This window comes from Bifidobacterium apri (assembly GCF_009299485.1).
Lineage (GTDB): Bacteria > Actinomycetota > Actinomycetes > Actinomycetales > Bifidobacteriaceae > Bifidobacterium > Bifidobacterium apri.
Genome location: NZ_WBSO01000003.1, coordinates 66,585 through 85,232, shown reverse-complemented (window position 1 = coordinate 85,232; position 18,648 = coordinate 66,585). Strand labels below are relative to the sequence as shown.

Below are 18,648 nucleotides of genomic sequence, written 5' to 3'. Positions count from 1 at the left end.
GTGACTGCTGGCTTGGCGCTGTCGCTTTCACGACGATTGGCGTATGGCCGCAGTGCGAATGAGCCGTCCACATCCGTGTCCGGATAGCGGATCGTACAGTCATCACAACGTCCGAAACCAGCACGACAAGGCGAGGAGAGGTGGGAATGCCAGGTTTACTGAGCGCCATGGAAGGATTCTGCGTGATCGGCATCGTGATCGCAGTCGGCTATGTCGCCGCCCGTATGCGCATCGGCGGACCGAGCGCACAGATGGTGCTCAACAGGTTCAGTTTCTTCATCTCCAGCCCCTGCCTCATGTTCGCCATCCTGTCCAAGGAAAAGATTTTCGCGATTTTCCACTCTTCGATTGTCGTGGCGTTCTTCTCCGCCGTGCTCGTCGGGATCGTATTCCTGATCCTCAACCGGTTGTTCTTCCACATGAAAGCGGCGGACGCGACCATCGGCGCGCTCAACTCGTTGTATCTCAACTCAAACAACATCGGTCTGCCAATCGCCACATACATTCTGGGCAATCCGGCATTGGTCGCGCCGATCCTGGTGATGCAGCAGGCGATTTTCACTCCCGTGGCTCTGACCGTGCTCGACGTGACCACCAAGGGCGAGGTCTCCGTCAAACGCATCGCTGCACAGCCGCTGCATCAGCCGCTGCTCATCGGCTCGCTCGGCGGCATCATCGTCTCTGCGATTACGGCGAAGACCGGGCATTTCATCATTCCTGACTTCATCTACGACCCCATCAATATGATTGGCGAGTCCGCAGTGCCGATGATCCTCATGGCCTTCGGCATGTCGCTGCATGGCACCAAACCGATGCAGAACAAGAGCGACGTACCGGCGACCGTGACCGTCGCCGTGTTGAAGAACATCGTCATGCCGATTATCGCGTTCCTGCTGTCGTACTATGTGATGGGCTTCCGCGGCGCGACCTTGTACGCATGTGTGGTGCTCGCCGCCCTGCCGACCGGCCAGAACGTGTACAACTATGCGGCGCGCTACAACGTGGGTCTGACCTTCGCGCGCGACGGCATTCTGCTCAGCACGCTGACCAGCCCGATATTCATCGCCATCGTGGCGGCGTTGCTGTCCTGATCGGCTGGTTCGCTGCATAAGGCTGAATAAGGCTGTATCAGCGTAACCCGTTGGGAATCGACCTTCTACCGACGCTCACAGACCAGTCAGCATCGGTACAACCTTCTGCCGACGCTGACAAGTCACCCAGCGTCGGCAGAAACAGAGACATAACCCCCTACCGACACTCACACCCACCTCAACGTCGGCAGAAACAGAGACACAACCGGCCACCGACGCTCAGAGGCCACCCAGCTTCCGCACAACCCTCCACCGACGCTCACACCACACTCAGCGTCGGTAGAAACAGGACAGCAGATGGTGTGTGCGTGAGCGCGGATCAGCGGCCTTGATTGGCGTTGGACAGGATGCGCAGACGGTCAGCGAACCGTTGCCAATCGGTGCGCATGGCGGTCAGGAGTTTCCGGTTGGGTACGTCATCGACCGGAATCCAGGCGATTTCCATGCTTTCATCGTCATTCGCCCGCAAATGCACCTCATGCCCCGGCTTTTCGAAGGCGAATACCGTGGTGTACGCCCACGGGCCATGATCCTCGCGGTAGGAGCCGACCACTTCGATATCCTGCGGAGTGATATTCGCCTCTTCAAAACTCTCCCGCAACGCCCCTTCAATCGGCGTTTCGTTGTCGGCGATCGCCCCGCCCGGAATACCCCATGTACCGCCTTCCGCACTCCACTGGGCGCGGTGCTGCATGGCCACATGGGTGACTTCGCCAGCGTCATTCCTTCGGGCGAGCAGAATTCCCGCCGCGCCATGCGTGCCCCAATGTCGGCGCCCGCACGCGCAGGAGACCCAACCGTCACCGGGCTGATGCACATTCTCCACCGGCGGCTGTGTGCTGTCTGGATGTTTGTCAAGCTCTTCCGGATTCGGAGCATGGGGCTTTACATTCCACAAATCTGTCCAGCTGATATCCAGTTTGGTGACCAAGCGACGCAACAACGGCAGACTGATACCGATGACACCATGCGGGTCGCCGTCGATCCGGTCGATGAACGCACCGCCGAAACCTTCCAAAGTGAACGACCCGGCGACCTCGAGCGGTTCGCCGGTCGCGATGTACCGCTCAATGTCTTCGTCAGAATAATCCCCGAAATACACGACTGCACGGCTGGCATCCTGAACCGCACGTCCGGTAGCGAAATCAATGACGCAATGACCGGTCCACAGCTCTCCGCTGCGCCCGCGCATACGGCGAAGCCGTTCACGCGCCGTGGCTTCATCATGCGGCTTGCCGTAGCACTCACCGTCGAATAGGAACATCGAATCACAGCCGACAATCAGCGGCCCGGGTCCAGGACCGTTGAGACCTTGAATACCGCTGATCGGCGTATCAATCGGCTCGACACGAGTGGGGGCGGTGATACCGGAGAAATCACGGGTGATGGCACTCGAAACGACCGAAACCGGCTGGCTTGTCTGTCCACAAGCGGCAGCACCGGCGGACGGTCGCGCGTCTGCCCGGCGTTGTGTGCGCACCTGTTCGGCTTCAAGCGGGTAAGCGATGACGCGTTCACCCGTTGCCGCCTTCGCGGTGTCCGCGACCGCCCGATACGCCTCATGGACGGCATTCGCCTTGGCACGGGCAAGGATGGCAACACGATGGCCGACATCAAGCCGCTCAACAGGTACGCCGATCTTGCACGCCGCCTGCTCCAATGCGGCGGGTTCGTCGACGTGGGAAACCTTGATCGTCGGGCAGATTCCGGCGGCGTACAGCACGTCGCGCCGAGGCTTGGACTGGGAAGCCAAAATAATCGATATCGTCATATTCATACCTCCGATTCGCTTGGCGCCAATAATCGCCTCGCCGCATTCCCTGTGTTCTGCCGCATGCGGCTGCTCCGGCACAGGCAGGCATGGGCACGATGCCAATCAGCTGCGGCGGACGGTCACGCCGGTGGTGTTGACCGTCAGATGCAGCACACGCCAATGTCCGGAGGACAGCTGCTTGTCTGCAATCTGTTCAATGTCGGCGCGAGCGTCACCGCAATGCAACACCAGCACGCACGGGCCCGCCCCGGACACCGCCGCAGCATAGCCATGGTCACGCAAGGACTCAATCAATTCCCAGGAAGGGGTCATGAGATCTTTGCGATACGGCTGATGCAGACGATCCTGGGTGGCGCTGAACAACACGGCGTTCGCGTCGAGACTGCCGTGGAGCACCCCGGGATTCATCGCACCAGGCAGCAGGCCGACACGGGACACATTGAATACTGCGTCATGGTAAGGCACGGATGAAGGCAAGGCCTGACGCGCCTTTTCGGTGGACAACTCGTAGTCCGGTACGAACACGGAAGCATGGATGCTCTCGCTGACCGGATAATTCACCGTATGGAACCCGCCAGAAAGCGGCTCACCGCCCGGCACTCGCGTGGAGCCGACCCCCTCAGGCGTCTGGTAATCCCAAGACACAGTCAGGCCTCCGTACACGGCCGGGGCGACGTTATCGGGGTGCCCTTCAATGGTGGCAGCGAGCTCGAACACCGCGTCACGATTGAGATCGCCGTCTTGGGCGAATGCCGCCGCCGCGGAGATGCCTGCGACAATCGCCTCGGCTGATGATCCCATTCCTCGAGCCTGCGGGATGCGGTTATGCGCTTCAAGTGTGAAGCCGAGCCGTTCCAGCCCGAGCGTGTTGCACGCTTTGCGGAAGGTGGAGACCACGAGGTTCGTTTCGTCTCTCGGCAGCGTGTTCTCCCCCTCGCCGTCGATAAGCACCGTGGCATCATGACCCTCGTCGTCGCCCTTCAAGGTGAAGGTCAGCTCATCGTAATAGTTGAGCGCAAGGCCGATGGTGTCGAATCCGGAGCCCAGATTCGCACTGGTCGCCGGTACTTGGACATGGACTTGCTTGGCTACGGGGCTCATATTCTTCCTTCCGCGGGCGGCGACAGTCACCTGTTCCGCCGGTTGTCGGTTGTGCAATGGTTGTTGGAAGTCTCAGATGCCGGCCGCCGTGGCGTTGCACGACCAGCCGGCATCGGTATGCCGCGAATCCGCGGCGGTGGTTCAGTCGAGCACGCGCAGGATGGACGGCTCACCGGAGACGCATTCGAGCTTGCACACAGCGTCGACGGTCTTACGCAGCGTGACTTCGTCGCACAGATGCGTGACGACGCGCAGCTGCTGAAGTTCACCCGAATAGCCCGGATCATGCTGCGTAGGCTGAAGATCCTGGTTGACACCGTTGATGGAAATGCCGTGGTTCGCGAATTCCTCGGCGATCGAGGCGAGCACGCCCGGCTTGTCGTGGATGAGGAAACGCACGGCGAATGCAGCTTTGGACGCGTCTGCAGGAGCGAGCGGCAGCGTGTTGTACGTCTGGATGCCGGTCGCGGTGGTGCCGGACACGATGTTGCGCGCAGCCATCACCACGTCGCCGACGACAGCGGAAGCGGTCGGTGCGCCGCCTGCGCCGCGGCCGTACAGCATGATGTCATCGGCTTCCTTCGCCTTGATGAACACGGCATTGAAGCTGCCGTGCACGGAGGCAAGCGGATGGTTCTCATCAATCAGGGCAGGATACACGCGTGCGGACACGCCGGCCTCAGTATGCTCCACGACAGCCAGCAGCTTGATGACCTTGTGTTCGGCGGTCGCAGCCGCGATATCCGCCGCGGTGATCTTGGTGATGCCCTCGACGGACACGTCGTCGATGCCAACCTGGGTATGGAATGCGAGCGTCGCCATGATGGCGGCCTTGTTCGCGGCGTCATAACCCTCGATATCGCCGGTTGGGTCGGCTTCGGCGTAGCCCTTCTCCTGCGCCTGGTGCAGCGCGACATCGAAATCAAGGCCCTTGGTGGTCATCTCGTCAAGAATGTAGTTCGTGGTGCCGTTGACGATGCCCAGCATGCTGTTGACCTTGTCGCCGGCGAAGGATTCGCGCAGCGGGCGCACAATCGGGATAGCACCGCCGACAGCGGCTTCGAAGAAGATATCAACGCCATGTTCCTGCGCGGCCTTGTAGATTTCCGGCCCATGCTTGGCCAGCAGCGCCTTGTTCGCGGTAACGACAGAAGCGCCGGATTCGATGGCCTTGAGCACGAAGGTGCGGGCCGGTTCGATGCCGCCGATCAACTCGATGACGATATCGGCACGGGTGCACAGTTCCGCGGTGTCACGGGTGAGCAGCGACTGGTCGATCCACGGGTCATTGACCGGATCAAGCGTGGCGATGCCCACGATCTGGTAGTCGCGACCGATGCGGTGAACCAGCTCGTCATGCTGTTCGACAAGCAGGCGGGCGGTCTGCGAACCGACGGTTCCCGCGCCAAGAAGCGCAATGCGAATGGGAGCTTGATTGTCTTGTGCCACAGTGGATCCTTCCCATGAGCTCGCAGCCACTGCACCAGATGCCGGCGGGGCCGCGATGCGTCGTCATCATCCTTGCCTATGGTACCGGGACAAGCTGACGTTTCGCCGAATGCGTGCCATATGGCTATCGGCTCGCATTACGGTTCATCCGCCTGCCGTTCGCCACCGCTTCCCATACGCGGCCTCATACGAAAGAGCCGCACCAACCCGACGGTCGGTGCGGCCCCGCATCGTGAATGTACAGGGTTGTCGGCTCAGCCCAAATCGTAGCCGAGCAAATCATCGATGGTCTGACGACGAAGCATCACATGCGCCCCGGACGAACTGACCGCGACAACCGCGGGGAACGTCGCCTGATTGTAGTTGCTGGCCATCGCGCGGCCGTACGCGCCCGTCACCGGGACCGCAAGGATATCGCCGCGTTTGAGATCGCTCGGCAGCTGGCATTCATGCACAAGAATATCGCCGGATTCGCAATGAATACCGACCACACGAGAGAGCATGGTTCCGGCAGCTCCCGCGCGGTTCGCCAGCCGTGCCGTATAATCCGCGTCATACAACGCCGGACGGATGTTATCACTCATACCGCCGTCCACCGACACGTAGGTGCGCTCGCTGATCGGCGAACCGTCCTTCGCGGTGGTGCCGTCCGGCAGGCCGACATGCTTGATGGCGCCGACCCGGTACAGGGTCACGCAGGTGGGTGCGACAATCCAGCGGCCCGGTTCGAACGAAATCACCGGCATCGGTATGCCGAGCGCACGGTTGATCGCCGTGACCGCCGTGGCCAAACGCTGCAGCTCCACATCGATATCCATCGATTCCTCGCCCTCGGTGTACGCGACCGAGTAGCCGCCGCCCAAGTCAACTTCCGGCAGCGTGTAGGCGTCGGTCGCATAGAAGGTCTTGCGCAGAAGCATCATGCGTTTCGCCGCTTCGATGAACGCGTTCGCATCATGGATCTGCGAGCCGATATGCGAGTGGATGCCGACGAGTTCCAGATCGCCGGGATACCGGTACAGCTCCTTGAGTACGGCGAGCGCCGGGCCGCGGGCGACCAGATCCATCGCTTCGGCGAGCGCGGCGTCCTGTTTGCTGATGCCGGATGCGTCAAGGTCGTAGGGCGAGCGCATATCGTATTGCAGGTCACGTTGGCCGTTGTGCCCCACGGTATGCGTGTCTTGACGGCGTGCAGCGGGTTCGGGGGCTTCCGCTGAGGTTTGCGAAGGCTTGCTTTCCTGAGCAATCAGCTCGTCAAGAACGTTGAGCGCGGACGGGTCAGCGCCTGCCGGCAGCAGCGCCATGCCGAATTTCTGGTCTTCGTGGGCGGTTGAGATGTACTCGTGACCGCCGGCGTGGATACCGGTAGTGACACGAAGCATGACACGTGCGGTTTTGCCGAGACGATGCGCGATGGCGGCGATGCGTGCCGGTTCGTCCGGGGCGTCGACGACGATTTTCGCGAAGCCTTCGCGGATGGCGAGTTCGATTTCTTCGTCCGACTTGTTGTTGCCGTGCAGAACGAGGCGCCGTCCCGGGACTCCCGCGGCGAGCGCGATGCGCATCTCGCCCAAGGTGCAGGTGTCGACCAGCATGCCGGCGTTGGTGACCAGGCGCAACACTTCCTTGGACATGAACGCTTTCGCTGCGAAGCTCACATGCGTGGTGGCGTTGGAGAATGCGGTTGCGGCGGCGTGGATGAAGTGGTGCGCGCGGGCGTCGACGTCATCGGTGTCCATCACGTACAGTGGGGAGCCGAACTCGTCAAGCAGGGATTGCGCGCTGCGGCCGTGGAAGGTCAAGGCGCCGGTGCTGTCAATCGAGCAGCCGGCCGGCCATACCTGGCTCAACGGGGTGTTGGCGGCGTTTGGTGTGCTGGTTTCGTTCATTTCACATCTTCTCCGGTGCGCTGACGCCAAGCAGGTCAAGCCCTGCGGCGATGACGGTCCGGACGGCGTCGTTGAGCTTCAAGCGTGCTGCGGCGCGTGCCGGTTCGGGGTTCTTGGCGATACGCAGCGCTTCACGTTCGGCTTCGGGCTTGCGTTCTTCGAGGTCGGTCAGCGGCATCGGCACGACGCGTTCGACGTTGTACCACTTGTGGTAGGCGGCAGCGAGATCCTCAAGATAGTGGGCGATGCGGTGCGGAGCGCGCAGGTCGCCGGCTTGGGCGAGTGTCGCCGGCCATTGGGCGAGCGCGGCGAGTACTTCGCCGTCGGTTTCGGTGTCCAGCAGGCTGAGGTCGGCGATGGCCGGATCGATGTGTGCTTCGGCGGCGTTGCGGTCCACATTGCAGCCGCGGGCATGCGCATACTGCACGTAGTACACCGGGTTGTCGTTGCTGTGGGACGCCAAGAGGTTCAGATCGATGTCCACACTCGTGTTGTAATCGGTGCGGGCAAGCGAATAGCGGGAGGCATCCACGCCGATGGCATCGACCAGATCGTCGATGGTGACGACGTTGCCGGCACGCTTGGACATGCGCACGGCCTTGCCGTCTTTCATCACGTTGACGAGCTGGCCGATGAGGATCTGCATATTGACGCCCGGCTTGTCGCCGAATGCCGCGCACATGGCCATCATGCGGCCGATGTAGCCATGGTGGTCGGCGCCCAGCATGTAGATGGCCACGTCCGCCGGATCGGTTGCACGATGCCGCTTGTTGTAGTAATAGGCGATATCAGCGGCGAAATACGCGTAGTTGCCGTCGGATTTGATGATGACACGGTCCTTGTCGTCACCGTGCTTGGTGGAGGCGAACCACGTGGCGCCGTCTTTTTCGAAAATGTCGCCCTGCTCGCGCAGCTTGGCGATGGCCCGTTCGACTTCGCCGTCTTGGTACAGGCTGTTTTCATGGAACCACACGTCGAAATGCACGCGGAAGTTCTTCATGGATTCCTGGATTTCAGCGAACATCATCGGGACGGCGCGCTTGCGGAATTCCTCACGCTGTTCGGAATCGCCTTCACCGAGCGGCTCGCCGTCATCGTTCAGGCCGCCGTCGACACGCGGCAGACTGAGGACATCCACACCGTCGGCTTTCGCCTCGTCAATCACGCGCTGCGCGATCTCATCGATGTAAGCACCCTTGTACCCGTCAGCCGGGGTCACTTCACCGTGAGCCGCGGCGACCAAGGATTTGGCGAAACGGTTGATCTGCTCGCCGTGATCGTTGAAGTAATATTCCCGCACGACTTTCGCCCCGTTGGCTTCGAGCACGCGGGCCATGGAGTCGCCGACCGCAGCCCAGCGGGTGCCTCCGATATGGATAGGGCCGGTGGGGTTGGCGGACACGAATTCGAGGTTGAGCGTCTGCCCGGACAGATGATCGTTGCGGCCGAACTGCGCGCCTTGCGCGAGGACGGCATCCACCACTGCGGCGGCGGATGCGGAGTCGAGGGTGATATTGATGAAGCCCGGGCCTGCGACTTCGACGGCGGCGATGCCATCCGCCGATTGCAGACGCGCTGCGAACAGTTCCGCGAGATCACGCGGCTTCATGCCGGCCTTCTTGGCCAGCTGCATGGCTGCGTTCGATGCCCAGTCGCCGTGGCTGCGGTCCTTGGGACGCATCACCGCGAATTTCTCGACCGGCGGGATAAGGTCTTCGGTCAGACTGCCGGCTTCACCGGCGGTGACCAGATCATGGGCGATATGGGAAATGAGTTCACTGAGCGCTTCTGGATTCATTCTTCAAAGTCTAGCGAGGGCATTGGCCAAGTGGCGCCGGAGTTGTCATGATACGCGTTCGGTTTCGTGCGATATGCCCGTCGTCAACCCGCACCGCCGATGATCCATCCCGACTGCCGTCCTCATCCGAATCCGGAACGGGATCCTACGCATCACAACGGCCGGTTCGGGGAAAGCGGCACGGCAAGCGGCGGGCGGAGCGGAAGCCTCGATGCCAGGCGCGCACGGATGCGTTCCACAGGCAATCAGACCGTGGCGGAAACGTCGTCGTCGGGCTTGTTGTCACCGCCAGTCAAGCGTTCACGCAGGTAGTACACGCCGTAGCACAGGGCGACGAAGGGAATCATGTACAGCAACGTGGAACGCTGTGACGGATCGGCGACCACCAGCGCCAATGCGAACAGGCACATGACGATTGCGATAATCGGCACCGCCGGATATCCGGGCGCTCGGTAGGCGAGCGAATCGACGGCCGTGCCGGAACGCTTGAGCTCGCGGCGGAAAAGGATATGGCATACCGCCACCGACATCCATACGACCAGCGTCGACAGCCCTGAAACCGCGACCAATGCGAGGTATACCGTCGAGGCTGCGACCACGCTGGACAGCAGGGCGAGCAATCCACCTGCAAGACTGATCAGCACGGCGAACACGGGGACACCGTGGAAATTCGTTTTCGCCAGAACCGGCGGAATCATCCGCTCTTTGGCGAGCGACCACACCATGCGCGAGCACACATACAATCCGGAGTTCGCCGCAGACAGCACCGCGGTCAATACGACGAAATTCATGACATCGCCGGCGAACGGCATGCCGATGCTTTGGAACACCAAGACGAACGGGCTCGTATCCACGCCTGACTGCTTCCACGGAATTAACGCCGCCATCACGGCGATCGACCCGATGAAGAAAATCGCCAAACGCAGCACGGTGGTATGCACCGCTTTCGGAATCGCCTTATCCGGGTCTTTGGTCTCCCCCGCGGCGACGCCGACGACTTCGGTGCCGGAGAAGGCGAACACGACAGTCAGAAGCGTGGAGAACACGGGCAGAATCCCATTGGGAAACCACCCGGAACGATAGTAGTTCGAGAACAGCGGGGCATGGCTGTACCCCTTGATTGGAATGATGCCGAAGATCGCGAGCAAACCGATGACGATGAACGCGATGATGGCGAACACTTTGATGCTGGCGAACCAGAACTCCGATTCACCATACAGTCTCACCGACAGAATGTTCAGTGTGAACACCACAAGAATGAACAGGGCGCTCCACACCCATGCCGGCGAATGCGGAAACCAGCGCTGCATGAGCAGACCGGCGGCCGTGAATTCCGAGGCGAGCGCCACCGCCCAGTTCAGCCAATACAGGATAGCGATGGTGAACGCAGTGCCCGGCCCGATGAACCGGCGCGCGTAGAGGTGGAAACTTCCGGCATACGGCATGGCGACCGACAGTTCGCCGAGCGAGAGCATCACGCAGTAGACCAACACCGAACCGATCAGGTATGCGAGGATGGCACCCAGCGGACCCGCCTGATGGATGGTGTACCCGGAACTGAGGAACAGGCCGGTGCCGATGACGCCGCCGAGCGAAATCATCGTCAGATGGCGTGATTCCATATTGCGCTCAAGCTGGGTGTTTTGGACTGGGGTGCCGCTCTGTGTGACGTTGCCCGACACGTCCGCCGTGTGGGTGGATCCGGCTGTGGTGTGTCGCGATGCGCGTTCACGTTTGATGGTCACGGTTCTGCCTGATGCTCCTGTGTACGGTTGGCGAACGCCACGGACGGAATCCATACGGGCTGCCAGCCGTCCAGCGCTCTTACGCCACCACCGTAGCGTCCGGGCGGGAGAAGCCCGGGCGCTCAGTGGCGTGTGGTTGTTTCAGCGGTTACAGTGCCGCGATGGCGTCGATTTCCACCAACGCTCCGGCAGGCAGATCATTGCCGCCGAACGCCACGCGCGCCGGCTTGATATCGCCGTTGAACACCGCAGCATAGGCCGCGTCGATTTCGTGGAAATCCTCGACATGCTTCATATAGATGGTGGCGCGCACCACATGCGCCGTATCGGTTCCAGCGGCTTCAAGCACATGCGCAATGTTCTTCAATGCCTGTGCGGCTTGTTCGCCCGCCGTATCGCCTGCCAGCTTCCCGGTGGCCGGGTCGAGCCCCAGCTGCCCGGAGGCGAAGACGAAACCGTTCGCCTTGACGGCTTGGCTGTAAGCGCCCAGCGCCGCCGGAGCGTGTTCGGATGTGACCTTGATCAGTTCGCTCATGTGGATTGCCTTCCCTTGACATGTCATGATGGACGCCGGGCGGATCGCCAAGCGGAACGGTCCGACCGCGGTGTCGCGGTGTTCTGCCGCGGGTATGCCGCTGCGGAATCGACCGTTGGCGCTCAGTGTACTCCCGGCATGATTGCCGGGAGTCTCACCGTTTCACCCCCTGATATGTCATCTCTCGCCGCGAGTCCGATCAGCCTTGCAACGGGCTGTCGCACAATGCGTCCCGAATGCGTTCGACGATATGAGTGTCATCCGCGCCGGCGGCGAAGGACGGTCAGCAGGACAAGCATCCCCGTCGCGGCGGCCACCGCGACAGACCCCAGAATCGCCGTTGGAATGAACCATGCGCCAGTCTTGGCCAATGCAATCCGTCTGCCATGCCAATAATCCCCGGAACTGACCGTATCGCCCCGGCATACGCCCTCCTGTCTGACTGCGGGCTGGTCGTCGAAGGGGTTGTCGTCCACCATAGGGCATGTCACCACCGTTGCCGCAGTGACTGTGGCATGGTCCGCATGCGCGCCGTCCACACCCGAAAGCACACCGGTCACATCGACGGACTGTCCCGGTTCAAGGACCAGATCATCCCAATGCTCCGGATACCGCCATGCCGCGACCGCCGCGTTGCCGATTGTGACGGTGTCGTTCAGCCGCAATCCGGTCACCGGCACGTCTCCCACGTTGCGGATGCGGAACACCAGCGTCGTCTCCTCCTGCATGATGTCCAGCGCCTGCTCGGCGGTATCACGGTCACCCTCCTGTTCACCGGATGCCTCATCGAATTTCACCAGTTCGATTGCACCATGTTCGTGGATGGTGCGCGTCCACACCTCGTTGGACATCCGTTCGACACCGTTGATGGTTTCTGTGAATTCGTTGACGATGAGTTCGCCTGGCAGCACTCGCTGCATCTGGATGAATATCGTCCATCCTGCCGCGCGGTCCCGTCCGCCGAAGACGCGTCTGCCCTGATCGGTCAAGGTGATGAGTATCACGCCGGACTGCTCTGTGACATCGAAAAGCGGCTCGCTCTCAGTGTCTCCGCCGCGCGGCGCGTCCGTCTGTGAAGCACCTGATAGTTCCCCGTCCATATGCCGTTCGATGATGTCGCCCGATGCGATGGCCTTACCGTTGATCACCATGTCATGCCGCGCGACCGCCGCCCACTGGCCGAGATACACGTCGTGCAGTTCGTCGTAGTCGTCCCTGATGTTCCACGCACCGACCTCGTAGGCGCGCTCCGATGGCAAGTCCGAGGAGTCAAGCCGGTACAGGAATGTGGTGTGCAACGGCAGATCGGCGCCGTCCATGCTGTCCCCCTGCATGGCGATGGACACATCTTTCATCGGATTCACCGGTTGCAATGCAGTGACGACCGTCCGGGTATCCGTACGGATGGCTCCCGTGACTTGGGTTGCACTGTTGCGCACGGTGATGCCGTCGCCGACTGCGGTGACCGTCATCGGCAGCACAAGTTCGTAGCGTTTTCCGAGTACCTGTTGATCAATCGCCGGGTCGGTATGCGGGTCGAGCGACGCCGAGGCATAGGCTTTCAAATCGTCTGGCTGACGAGCCGCAATGACCTTCCCGGTCGTGCGATCTACGGTATCCACGGTTTTGAAGAACGCGTACAGCACACCTCCCGCATCCTGGATGTTGAACGCCTTCGTGCAATCGTTGCCCCGCTCATCAGTGATGCTGATACGGTCGGTGTCAAGGGCGAGATACCGTTCGTCATAATCGTCGATGACGCCCAACCGCTGGATCGTGTAGGCGCTGGATTCCACATCGGACGCATCGAGCGTGACCCGGTAGTATACGGTGTCCCCCAGCAGGGCGGTCCGTCCGTCGACGACGATGCTCGCCTGGGCTTGGGTGACGGTTTTCTCCGGAACGATGCGCGGCGGTTCGATGACGACACGGTTCGACGGGGTCACACTGTTGTTGAGTCCCAGTGTCCACTGATTGGCCATCAGCCTGTTTGCCGGCGCATGTTCAGACACGGTGCCGTCGAATTCGACCGTCAAACGCGGCGTCGTCTGGGTGGAGTTCCACATGGCGTCGATGGTCGCACGGGTGAAGACGATACGGAACCGATGGTTGGTCCGATCCCAATCCACGCTGTAGTGCTGCCGTCCGAACACGGTGTCGGTCGCCTTGTCGCGCACGATGACGCTGTATTCATCCGGTTCAAGGTACTGGTCGTATTCGTCTACGACTTCAACATGCTCGAGCCGGTACCCGAGTCCCGGTTCCGGGGTGATGTCAGAGCTGAGCACATACGTGACACGCTGTCCCGGCATCACTTTGGCCTGATCGATGGACGCGCGGTTCCCGCCATGCTCCGCATGGGCGAGCACCTGCTTGTTCGCCGGAGGGATGTACGCGCACAAGGACGGCTTGTTCGCATCAACGCGATGGTCGTTGACCGTATGCGATCCATCGGCGCTGAACGCCGTACCTTGGCTGTTTGAGCACAATTGCACAGCATGGCCGTCCTCGACCCGGTAATCCTTGCGCGCCTGGATTGCGCCCTTGCCGTGCGCCAGATTGATCCTGCCTGGCACCAGCAGGGTGAGCTGACGGTGGACGCCAAGCCCCTGTACGGACGCGAGATACGCTTGCGAGGCGACTGCGGTCGCCGTGCCGTTGTCGATGCGGATGGTGAATTCACCGGTCACATCCTTGCCTGTGCGCGCAATGTCGAACACGCCGGACGCCCGTTCATGCGTGGTGTCCGCCGCGTACACGCGAATCGCAGCTTCGCCGTCTGGATCAAACAGATAATCCGCCTGCGACCAGCCGGCTGTCAATTCCAAACGTTGCGGGGGCTCAATCAGATGTGCCGCAATGACCGCATTGGTGGCAACCGCCACGGCGTCACCGTCCAGCAGCGAACGGCCGGCAGCCCCGACTGCATTGCCATGCTCGGGATCGATAACCGCATCCCATGCTCCGTCCTCACCACGTAACGCCCATACCGTATCCGGTTGCGGTCGCCATGTGGGGAACTGCCGGTCTTCCGTACTGCACGCCGGCTCATCGTTCCAGTACACGGCGGCGGTATCCCTGATCAATCCATGCCCCGGCGTGTCGACGGTGACGTCGAAGGAGAAGCTCAAGGCGTGGTCCTGCGGCAGCATGCCCGATTGTGCAGACCATTGTGCGCTGACCGTATGGGCGTCCCTATTCCAGTCGAATGTGAATTCAGCGGTGCGATCCGTTCCATCGGTCATATCGGTCACGCGGTATCCGCCGATGCGATACGACGTGTCGCCGGGCGTGATCGTGTCGACAATGCCCAGCCGATAGCCTCCCCGTCCGGTCCCGGTCACGATGTTCGTGCGGTTGGTCATGCCGTCGGCGCTTACCCCTTCGTCAACGCTTTTGGACGGGGCGCCCGGAGCGCGCGACCCGACGCGGAAACTCTCGGACGCCTGCCGGTCTTCCGTATTCACCGTTGCCGCCATCCGGCCTTGCCCCGGCACGACGACATCGAACCAGTATCTGCCTTCCTGCCATCCGTCCCAGCCGAAATCCGAAGGCGCGAACTGCGGCGAGTCCGTAGTACCCGCATTCGGCAACCGCATGGTTTTGTGGATGGCGCGAGCGGCGTGCAGGCCGGCGGGATGCCCGTCGTAATTCAGCCAGATCTGAGCATCAAGCTGCTCATTGACCACAGAGCCACCGTTGTTGGTGATGATGGTGTCATGGACCGGCGCGACATCGCCGACGCTCATGTCCGCAGGAGCCTGCTGTTGCGTCGTAATCGACAGCGGATACTGCGCCGTGGGCTGCAATTCGTTGGCCGCGACGCAAATCACCTGGACTCCAGCCGGATAGGTGCGGCCGGTCGTTGCAATCTGCTCGTTGAACTGGTATCGCAGCCGGTTGATCCAGTCGCCGTCCCAGCCGATGAGATCGTTACCCAAACCGTCGGCGGCGAGTCTGTCCCAATTCGTATCGAAACGCGCGCGGAAGTCACGCGGATTGGTGCCATACAGACTGCCGTTTTTCAACGACAGCGCGACCCCTACGACGCGCGCCTGTTTCGCCTCGCCGTCACTGCGATCGGCTATGGCGCGCGAAACCGCATCACGGCACGACCCGTAGAATTTCGGCTTGTTGCCTGACCATGTGGACAGTACCCCGCTACGTACCAGCGACTGATAGGCGTAGTCGATCGAGGACTCGTCCCACCCCTGCGTCGGCGTGGAGCCATACTGCTTGTTATCGAATAGGAACAGCGCATCATTGTCAGGCATCGGACCGCCTGATCCGGATATTCCCGCGCCTTGCGAGCCTATACCCGCCATGGCTGTATTAGGCGCGACAATCAATGCCATCAACGCGATGATCACCGTCACCGCGGTTATTGTGACGAATCGAATACGGTTCATCATTCCCCCAAAACAACAGAAAACGAAACGCCGCGACGACGCCGTTTTCACGATTCCCCCCAATGGGCTTGCATTCGCCGGTTCGGCACGCTCCCCGCCGTATTCCGGATGAATGGTCATGGCCCGATGCCAATCGTGCCGGCGTTTTCGGCTCCCCTCAAGCCTCATATGCCGACAAACACGTGGATTCGCGTATCGGACGGCGATCCCCATCGCCGCCATAAGACCCTTCATTGGTCAGCGTAGCATATTCATGCGCCGGACACGAATCCTCGAAATTGCATTTGATTGTTCCCTGAACAAGGCGGGATAAGCGAATTCAAGGCACAAGCCACGGTGTACAAAAGCCCACGCTTGGTGTATCTGCGGATTACGGCCCCATATGCTCCAATGCCGGGGCGCCATCTGCGCCAAGCCGTAGCCTGGCGCCACATACCACATGGTTCGTGGGCTTGATGGGATTCGAACCCACGACCTTCTGTTCCGGAGACAGACGCTCTATCCACTGAGCTACAAACCCGTGCGGCAGTCCACTATACCGACATGCACAGACACACGTCTATGACGTCCGTACTCCATCGGGACACGCCGACATATCAGTTCACCAACGTATCAATTCATGCTCTTGAACACCACAGCACATCGATGATGCGCTACGCTCCGGTGTTTCAGTACATCAGCGTCGCCAAACGACGGCGTGCATGCTTGAGCCGCTCATCACCCGACTGAGGAATGGCGAAATACTCCAGCAGCCGCTTACGCACCGGCTCAATCTGATCACGGTGTCCAGCCGCCAGATAGTCAAGCAGGCGGCCGAACGCATCCTCGATCTGCCCGCCGATCATATCGATATCAGCGACTGCCAGCTGGGCGTCCACATCATCAGGATGCTCCGCGGCCGCGGCACGCACCGCGCGTACATCAGCCGCACCGGAACGAGCCAGCAGCAGTGCCTTCGACCGTTCACGCGCAGCGATCGTGTCCTGCGGGTCTGATTCCAGCACCCGCTCATACGCCGCGGCGGCACCCGCGTAATCGCCTTCCTGTGCAAGACGGTGCGCCTCAGCGTGTTGCGGCGGCACACTTTCGGTCTGCTCTGGTGCAGGCTGCTCGTCCTGGGCGTCACGATCGCCGGAATACGGCGCCGACCCGGCGACCCCAGCCTGATGCGCCACACTGATAATCTTCGGAATGACCTGGTCGATGAGCTGCTGTTGCTCCTCAGCGCTTGGCAGACCTTCCATCAAAGGCATCGGCCGCCCGCCGATCAATCCGAACAACGCGGGCACTCCCCTGACTTGCAAGGCCTGCGCGATGCTGTTCGCCTTCGCCACGTCGATGCGCGCGAGCTGAATCTGGCCATTGAGCTTGTTCACGGCTTCGCCGAGCGCTTTGGCCATCGGGAAGAGCCGGTCATCGCTGGCAGTCCATAGCAGCATGAGGATCGGGAATGTCGCCGACGTCTGCACCATCGCCTCGAAGGTGTTCTCGGTGACGTCAATCACATACGCCCCGGCGGCAGGAGCCCCGCCGCTCTGTCCAGGTTCCGCGGTCACCTGATGTTGCACGGATTCAAGATCGACCGCCCCCGCGAGCGAAATCCCCGGATTGAACTTCTGGTCTGCCATGTCGCCTCCTGATTCTTCGACTAGCGACGCCGAACAGCCACGCCGGCTAGCAATCATTCGATACCATTCAACATACCGTGACGCCACGTCGTGCGCGCCGCCTTCTTCGCGAAGCTAAAGCCCGAGGGGCACAGGCAGGACAGCCCGCCTCAACCTGCGGACAAGCGGTTGCGCACACGTCGTATGCACCCATACACTGATTTCGCTATATCCGCCATGCGCGCGATTACAGCGCCTCCACCTTGACCGGCTGGCGTTCGGCACCCACTGCAGTGATCTTCTGATGCGAACCGGCAGGCGGCACATACATCGCGATGACGTTCACATACGTGACTTTCATCGTGCTGGTGGCGGTACCGTTACCGAACAGCGCCTTTTCGGAATCCGACGCCGGTTGGGATTCGCGTCCTTCACCAGCTTGGCGGGTCCACTCCGAATTGATTTGCGCGACCACGAGATCGCCGCCGTCACTCGAGCGCATGACCTTGATCTGCCCGTCAGCCGCTTGGAACGTCTGCTGTTGCGTACCCGCATTGCGTTCCATGCCTTCCTGGACCGTCTGGGACAGTTTGGCAAGCTCCTGACGGAAATAATCGTCAGCGAATTTTGAAGCGTATTTGCTGTCGGCACCGTTCTGGAGCACATCAGCATACGCTTCGACCGCTTTGCGCGGCGTCATCACCAAACCGGTGTCATTCGCCGTGCCCATCTGGGCGCCAATCGAGGCGATGGCGAACTTCGGGAGTTTCGCGCCTTGGAACAGTCGGGCGACACCCCACAACTTGTAATTGCTGCGCGCGCTGTCTTGGACCATCACCAGCAGCCGCTGGGACTGCTGGTCGGATGTGGTGGTCGTGATGGTGAAAATCGAGCGAGGCCAGCCTGAATCCGTGGGGATCACGGCCTGCGTCATTTTGGAGGGGATGTTGGTTTTCGCATCCAACGAACCCGTGGATTGGGCGATGGTGATCTCGCTGGTGCGGATGGCCAGTTCCGGCCCCGACATTCGGGCGTCGAGCCCGTCCACGCTTTTCGCCTCGTTCGCCGCGTTCACAACCTTCAAGATGTTCGCGCGGATCCGTCGTTCCTGGGCTTCGGTCACATCTGGCTTGTCCGTATGCTCAGCGCTTGCAGCCGGGTGCGGGACCTGTCCCTCGCAGCCGGCGAACGTCATGAGGCACGCCGCGGCGAGCACTGCCGTCACAGCTTTGGTGATACGTGAGGTCATG

General features: G+C 61.2%; 11 protein-coding genes and 1 tRNA gene. 1 reads left to right on the top strand and 11 read right to left on the bottom strand.

The genetic code is table 11. The annotated features are described in order from the left end of the window. The first annotated feature begins 146 nt into the window (after positions 1–146). Positions 147–1,091, top strand: a complete 945-nt coding sequence (locus DSM100238_RS02975; protein ID WP_152355258.1) for an AEC family transporter — start codon at positions 147–149, stop codon at positions 1,089–1,091. Between the two features lie 319 nt (positions 1,092–1,410). Here the strand turns inward: DSM100238_RS02975 and DSM100238_RS02970 are convergent, their stop codons facing one another. From DSM100238_RS02970 to DSM100238_RS02920, 11 genes are all read right to left on the bottom strand, one after another. Then, positions 1,411–2,862, bottom strand: a complete 1,452-nt coding sequence (locus tag DSM100238_RS02970) for a Maf family protein (protein ID WP_152355386.1) — start codon at positions 2,860–2,862, stop codon at positions 1,411–1,413. 105 nt (positions 2,863–2,967) lie between these two features. Further along, the gene (gene thrB / locus DSM100238_RS02965; RefSeq protein WP_152355257.1) at positions 2,968–3,966 is read right to left on the bottom strand and encodes a homoserine kinase; all 999 of its coding nucleotides are present in this window, start codon (positions 3,964–3,966) and stop codon (positions 2,968–2,970) included. A gap of 141 nt (positions 3,967–4,107) precedes the next feature. Next, entirely contained in the window at positions 4,108–5,415 is a 1,308-nt protein-coding gene (locus DSM100238_RS02960; RefSeq protein ID WP_152355256.1) for a homoserine dehydrogenase, read from the bottom strand. A gap of 254 nt (positions 5,416–5,669) precedes the next feature. After that, positions 5,670–7,304 carry a diaminopimelate decarboxylase family protein gene (locus tag DSM100238_RS02955; protein WP_152355255.1) on the bottom strand — a complete coding sequence of 545 codons (1,635 nt, stop codon included), beginning with the start codon at positions 7,302–7,304 and terminating at the stop codon, positions 5,670–5,672. Between the two features lies 1 nt (position 7,305). Continuing rightward, the gene (argS, locus tag DSM100238_RS02950; protein ID WP_152355254.1) at positions 7,306–9,102 is read right to left on the bottom strand and encodes an arginine--tRNA ligase; all 1,797 of its coding nucleotides are present in this window, start codon (positions 9,100–9,102) and stop codon (positions 7,306–7,308) included. Positions 9,103–9,347: 245 nt separating this feature from the next. After that, positions 9,348–10,724, bottom strand: coding sequence for an amino acid permease (locus DSM100238_RS02945; protein ID WP_152355385.1), 1,377 nt, complete (start codon positions 10,722–10,724; stop codon positions 9,348–9,350). Between the two features lie 271 nt (positions 10,725–10,995). Further along, on the bottom strand, positions 10,996–11,382 hold the full coding sequence (locus DSM100238_RS02940; protein WP_152355253.1) for a RidA family protein: 387 nt from the start codon (positions 11,380–11,382) through the stop codon (positions 10,996–10,998). A 257-nt stretch (positions 11,383–11,639) separates the two neighbouring features. Beyond that, complete coding sequence (locus DSM100238_RS02935; protein ID WP_167511003.1) at positions 11,640–15,758, bottom strand: LPXTG cell wall anchor domain-containing protein; 4,119 nt, start codon at positions 15,756–15,758, stop codon at positions 11,640–11,642. Between the two features lie 480 nt (positions 15,759–16,238). Next, positions 16,239–16,311 (bottom strand) — tRNA-Arg (locus tag DSM100238_RS02930). A gap of 148 nt (positions 16,312–16,459) precedes the next feature. Then, positions 16,460–17,419, bottom strand: coding sequence for a tetratricopeptide repeat protein (locus tag DSM100238_RS02925; RefSeq protein ID WP_167511002.1), 960 nt, complete (start codon positions 17,417–17,419; stop codon positions 16,460–16,462). 226 nt (positions 17,420–17,645) lie between these two features. Next, positions 17,646–18,647, bottom strand: coding sequence for a DUF8094 domain-containing protein (locus DSM100238_RS02920; RefSeq protein WP_152355250.1), 1,002 nt, complete (start codon positions 18,645–18,647; stop codon positions 17,646–17,648). Position 18,648 lies beyond the last annotated feature (1 nt).

What these genes read in the sequence shown, in the direction of transcription:
- DSM100238_RS02925 (WP_167511002.1), bottom strand. Translation starts at nt 17,419, where the DNA reads ATGGCAGACCAGAAGTTCAATCCGGGGATTTCGCTCGCGGGGGCGGTC.
- DSM100238_RS02920 (WP_152355250.1), bottom strand. Translation starts at nt 18,647, where the DNA reads ATGACCTCACGTATCACCAAAGCTGTGACGGCAGTGCTCGCCGCGGCG.
- thrB (WP_152355257.1), bottom strand. Translation starts at nt 3,966, where the DNA reads ATGAGCCCCGTAGCCAAGCAAGTCCATGTCCAAGTACCGGCGACCAGT.
- DSM100238_RS02955 (WP_152355255.1), bottom strand. Translation starts at nt 7,304, where the DNA reads ATGAACGAAACCAGCACACCAAACGCCGCCAACACCCCGTTGAGCCAG.
- DSM100238_RS02945 (WP_152355385.1), bottom strand. Translation starts at nt 10,724, where the DNA reads ATGGAATCACGCCATCTGACGATGATTTCGCTCGGCGGCGTCATCGGC.
- DSM100238_RS02940 (WP_152355253.1), bottom strand. Translation starts at nt 11,382, where the DNA reads ATGAGCGAACTGATCAAGGTCACATCCGAACACGCTCCGGCGGCGCTG.
- DSM100238_RS02975 (WP_152355258.1), top strand. Translation starts at nt 147, where the DNA reads ATGCCAGGTTTACTGAGCGCCATGGAAGGATTCTGCGTGATCGGCATC.
- DSM100238_RS02970 (WP_152355386.1), bottom strand. Translation starts at nt 2,862, where the DNA reads ATGACGATATCGATTATTTTGGCTTCCCAGTCCAAGCCTCGGCGCGAC.
- argS (WP_152355254.1), bottom strand. Translation starts at nt 9,102, where the DNA reads ATGAATCCAGAAGCGCTCAGTGAACTCATTTCCCATATCGCCCATGAT.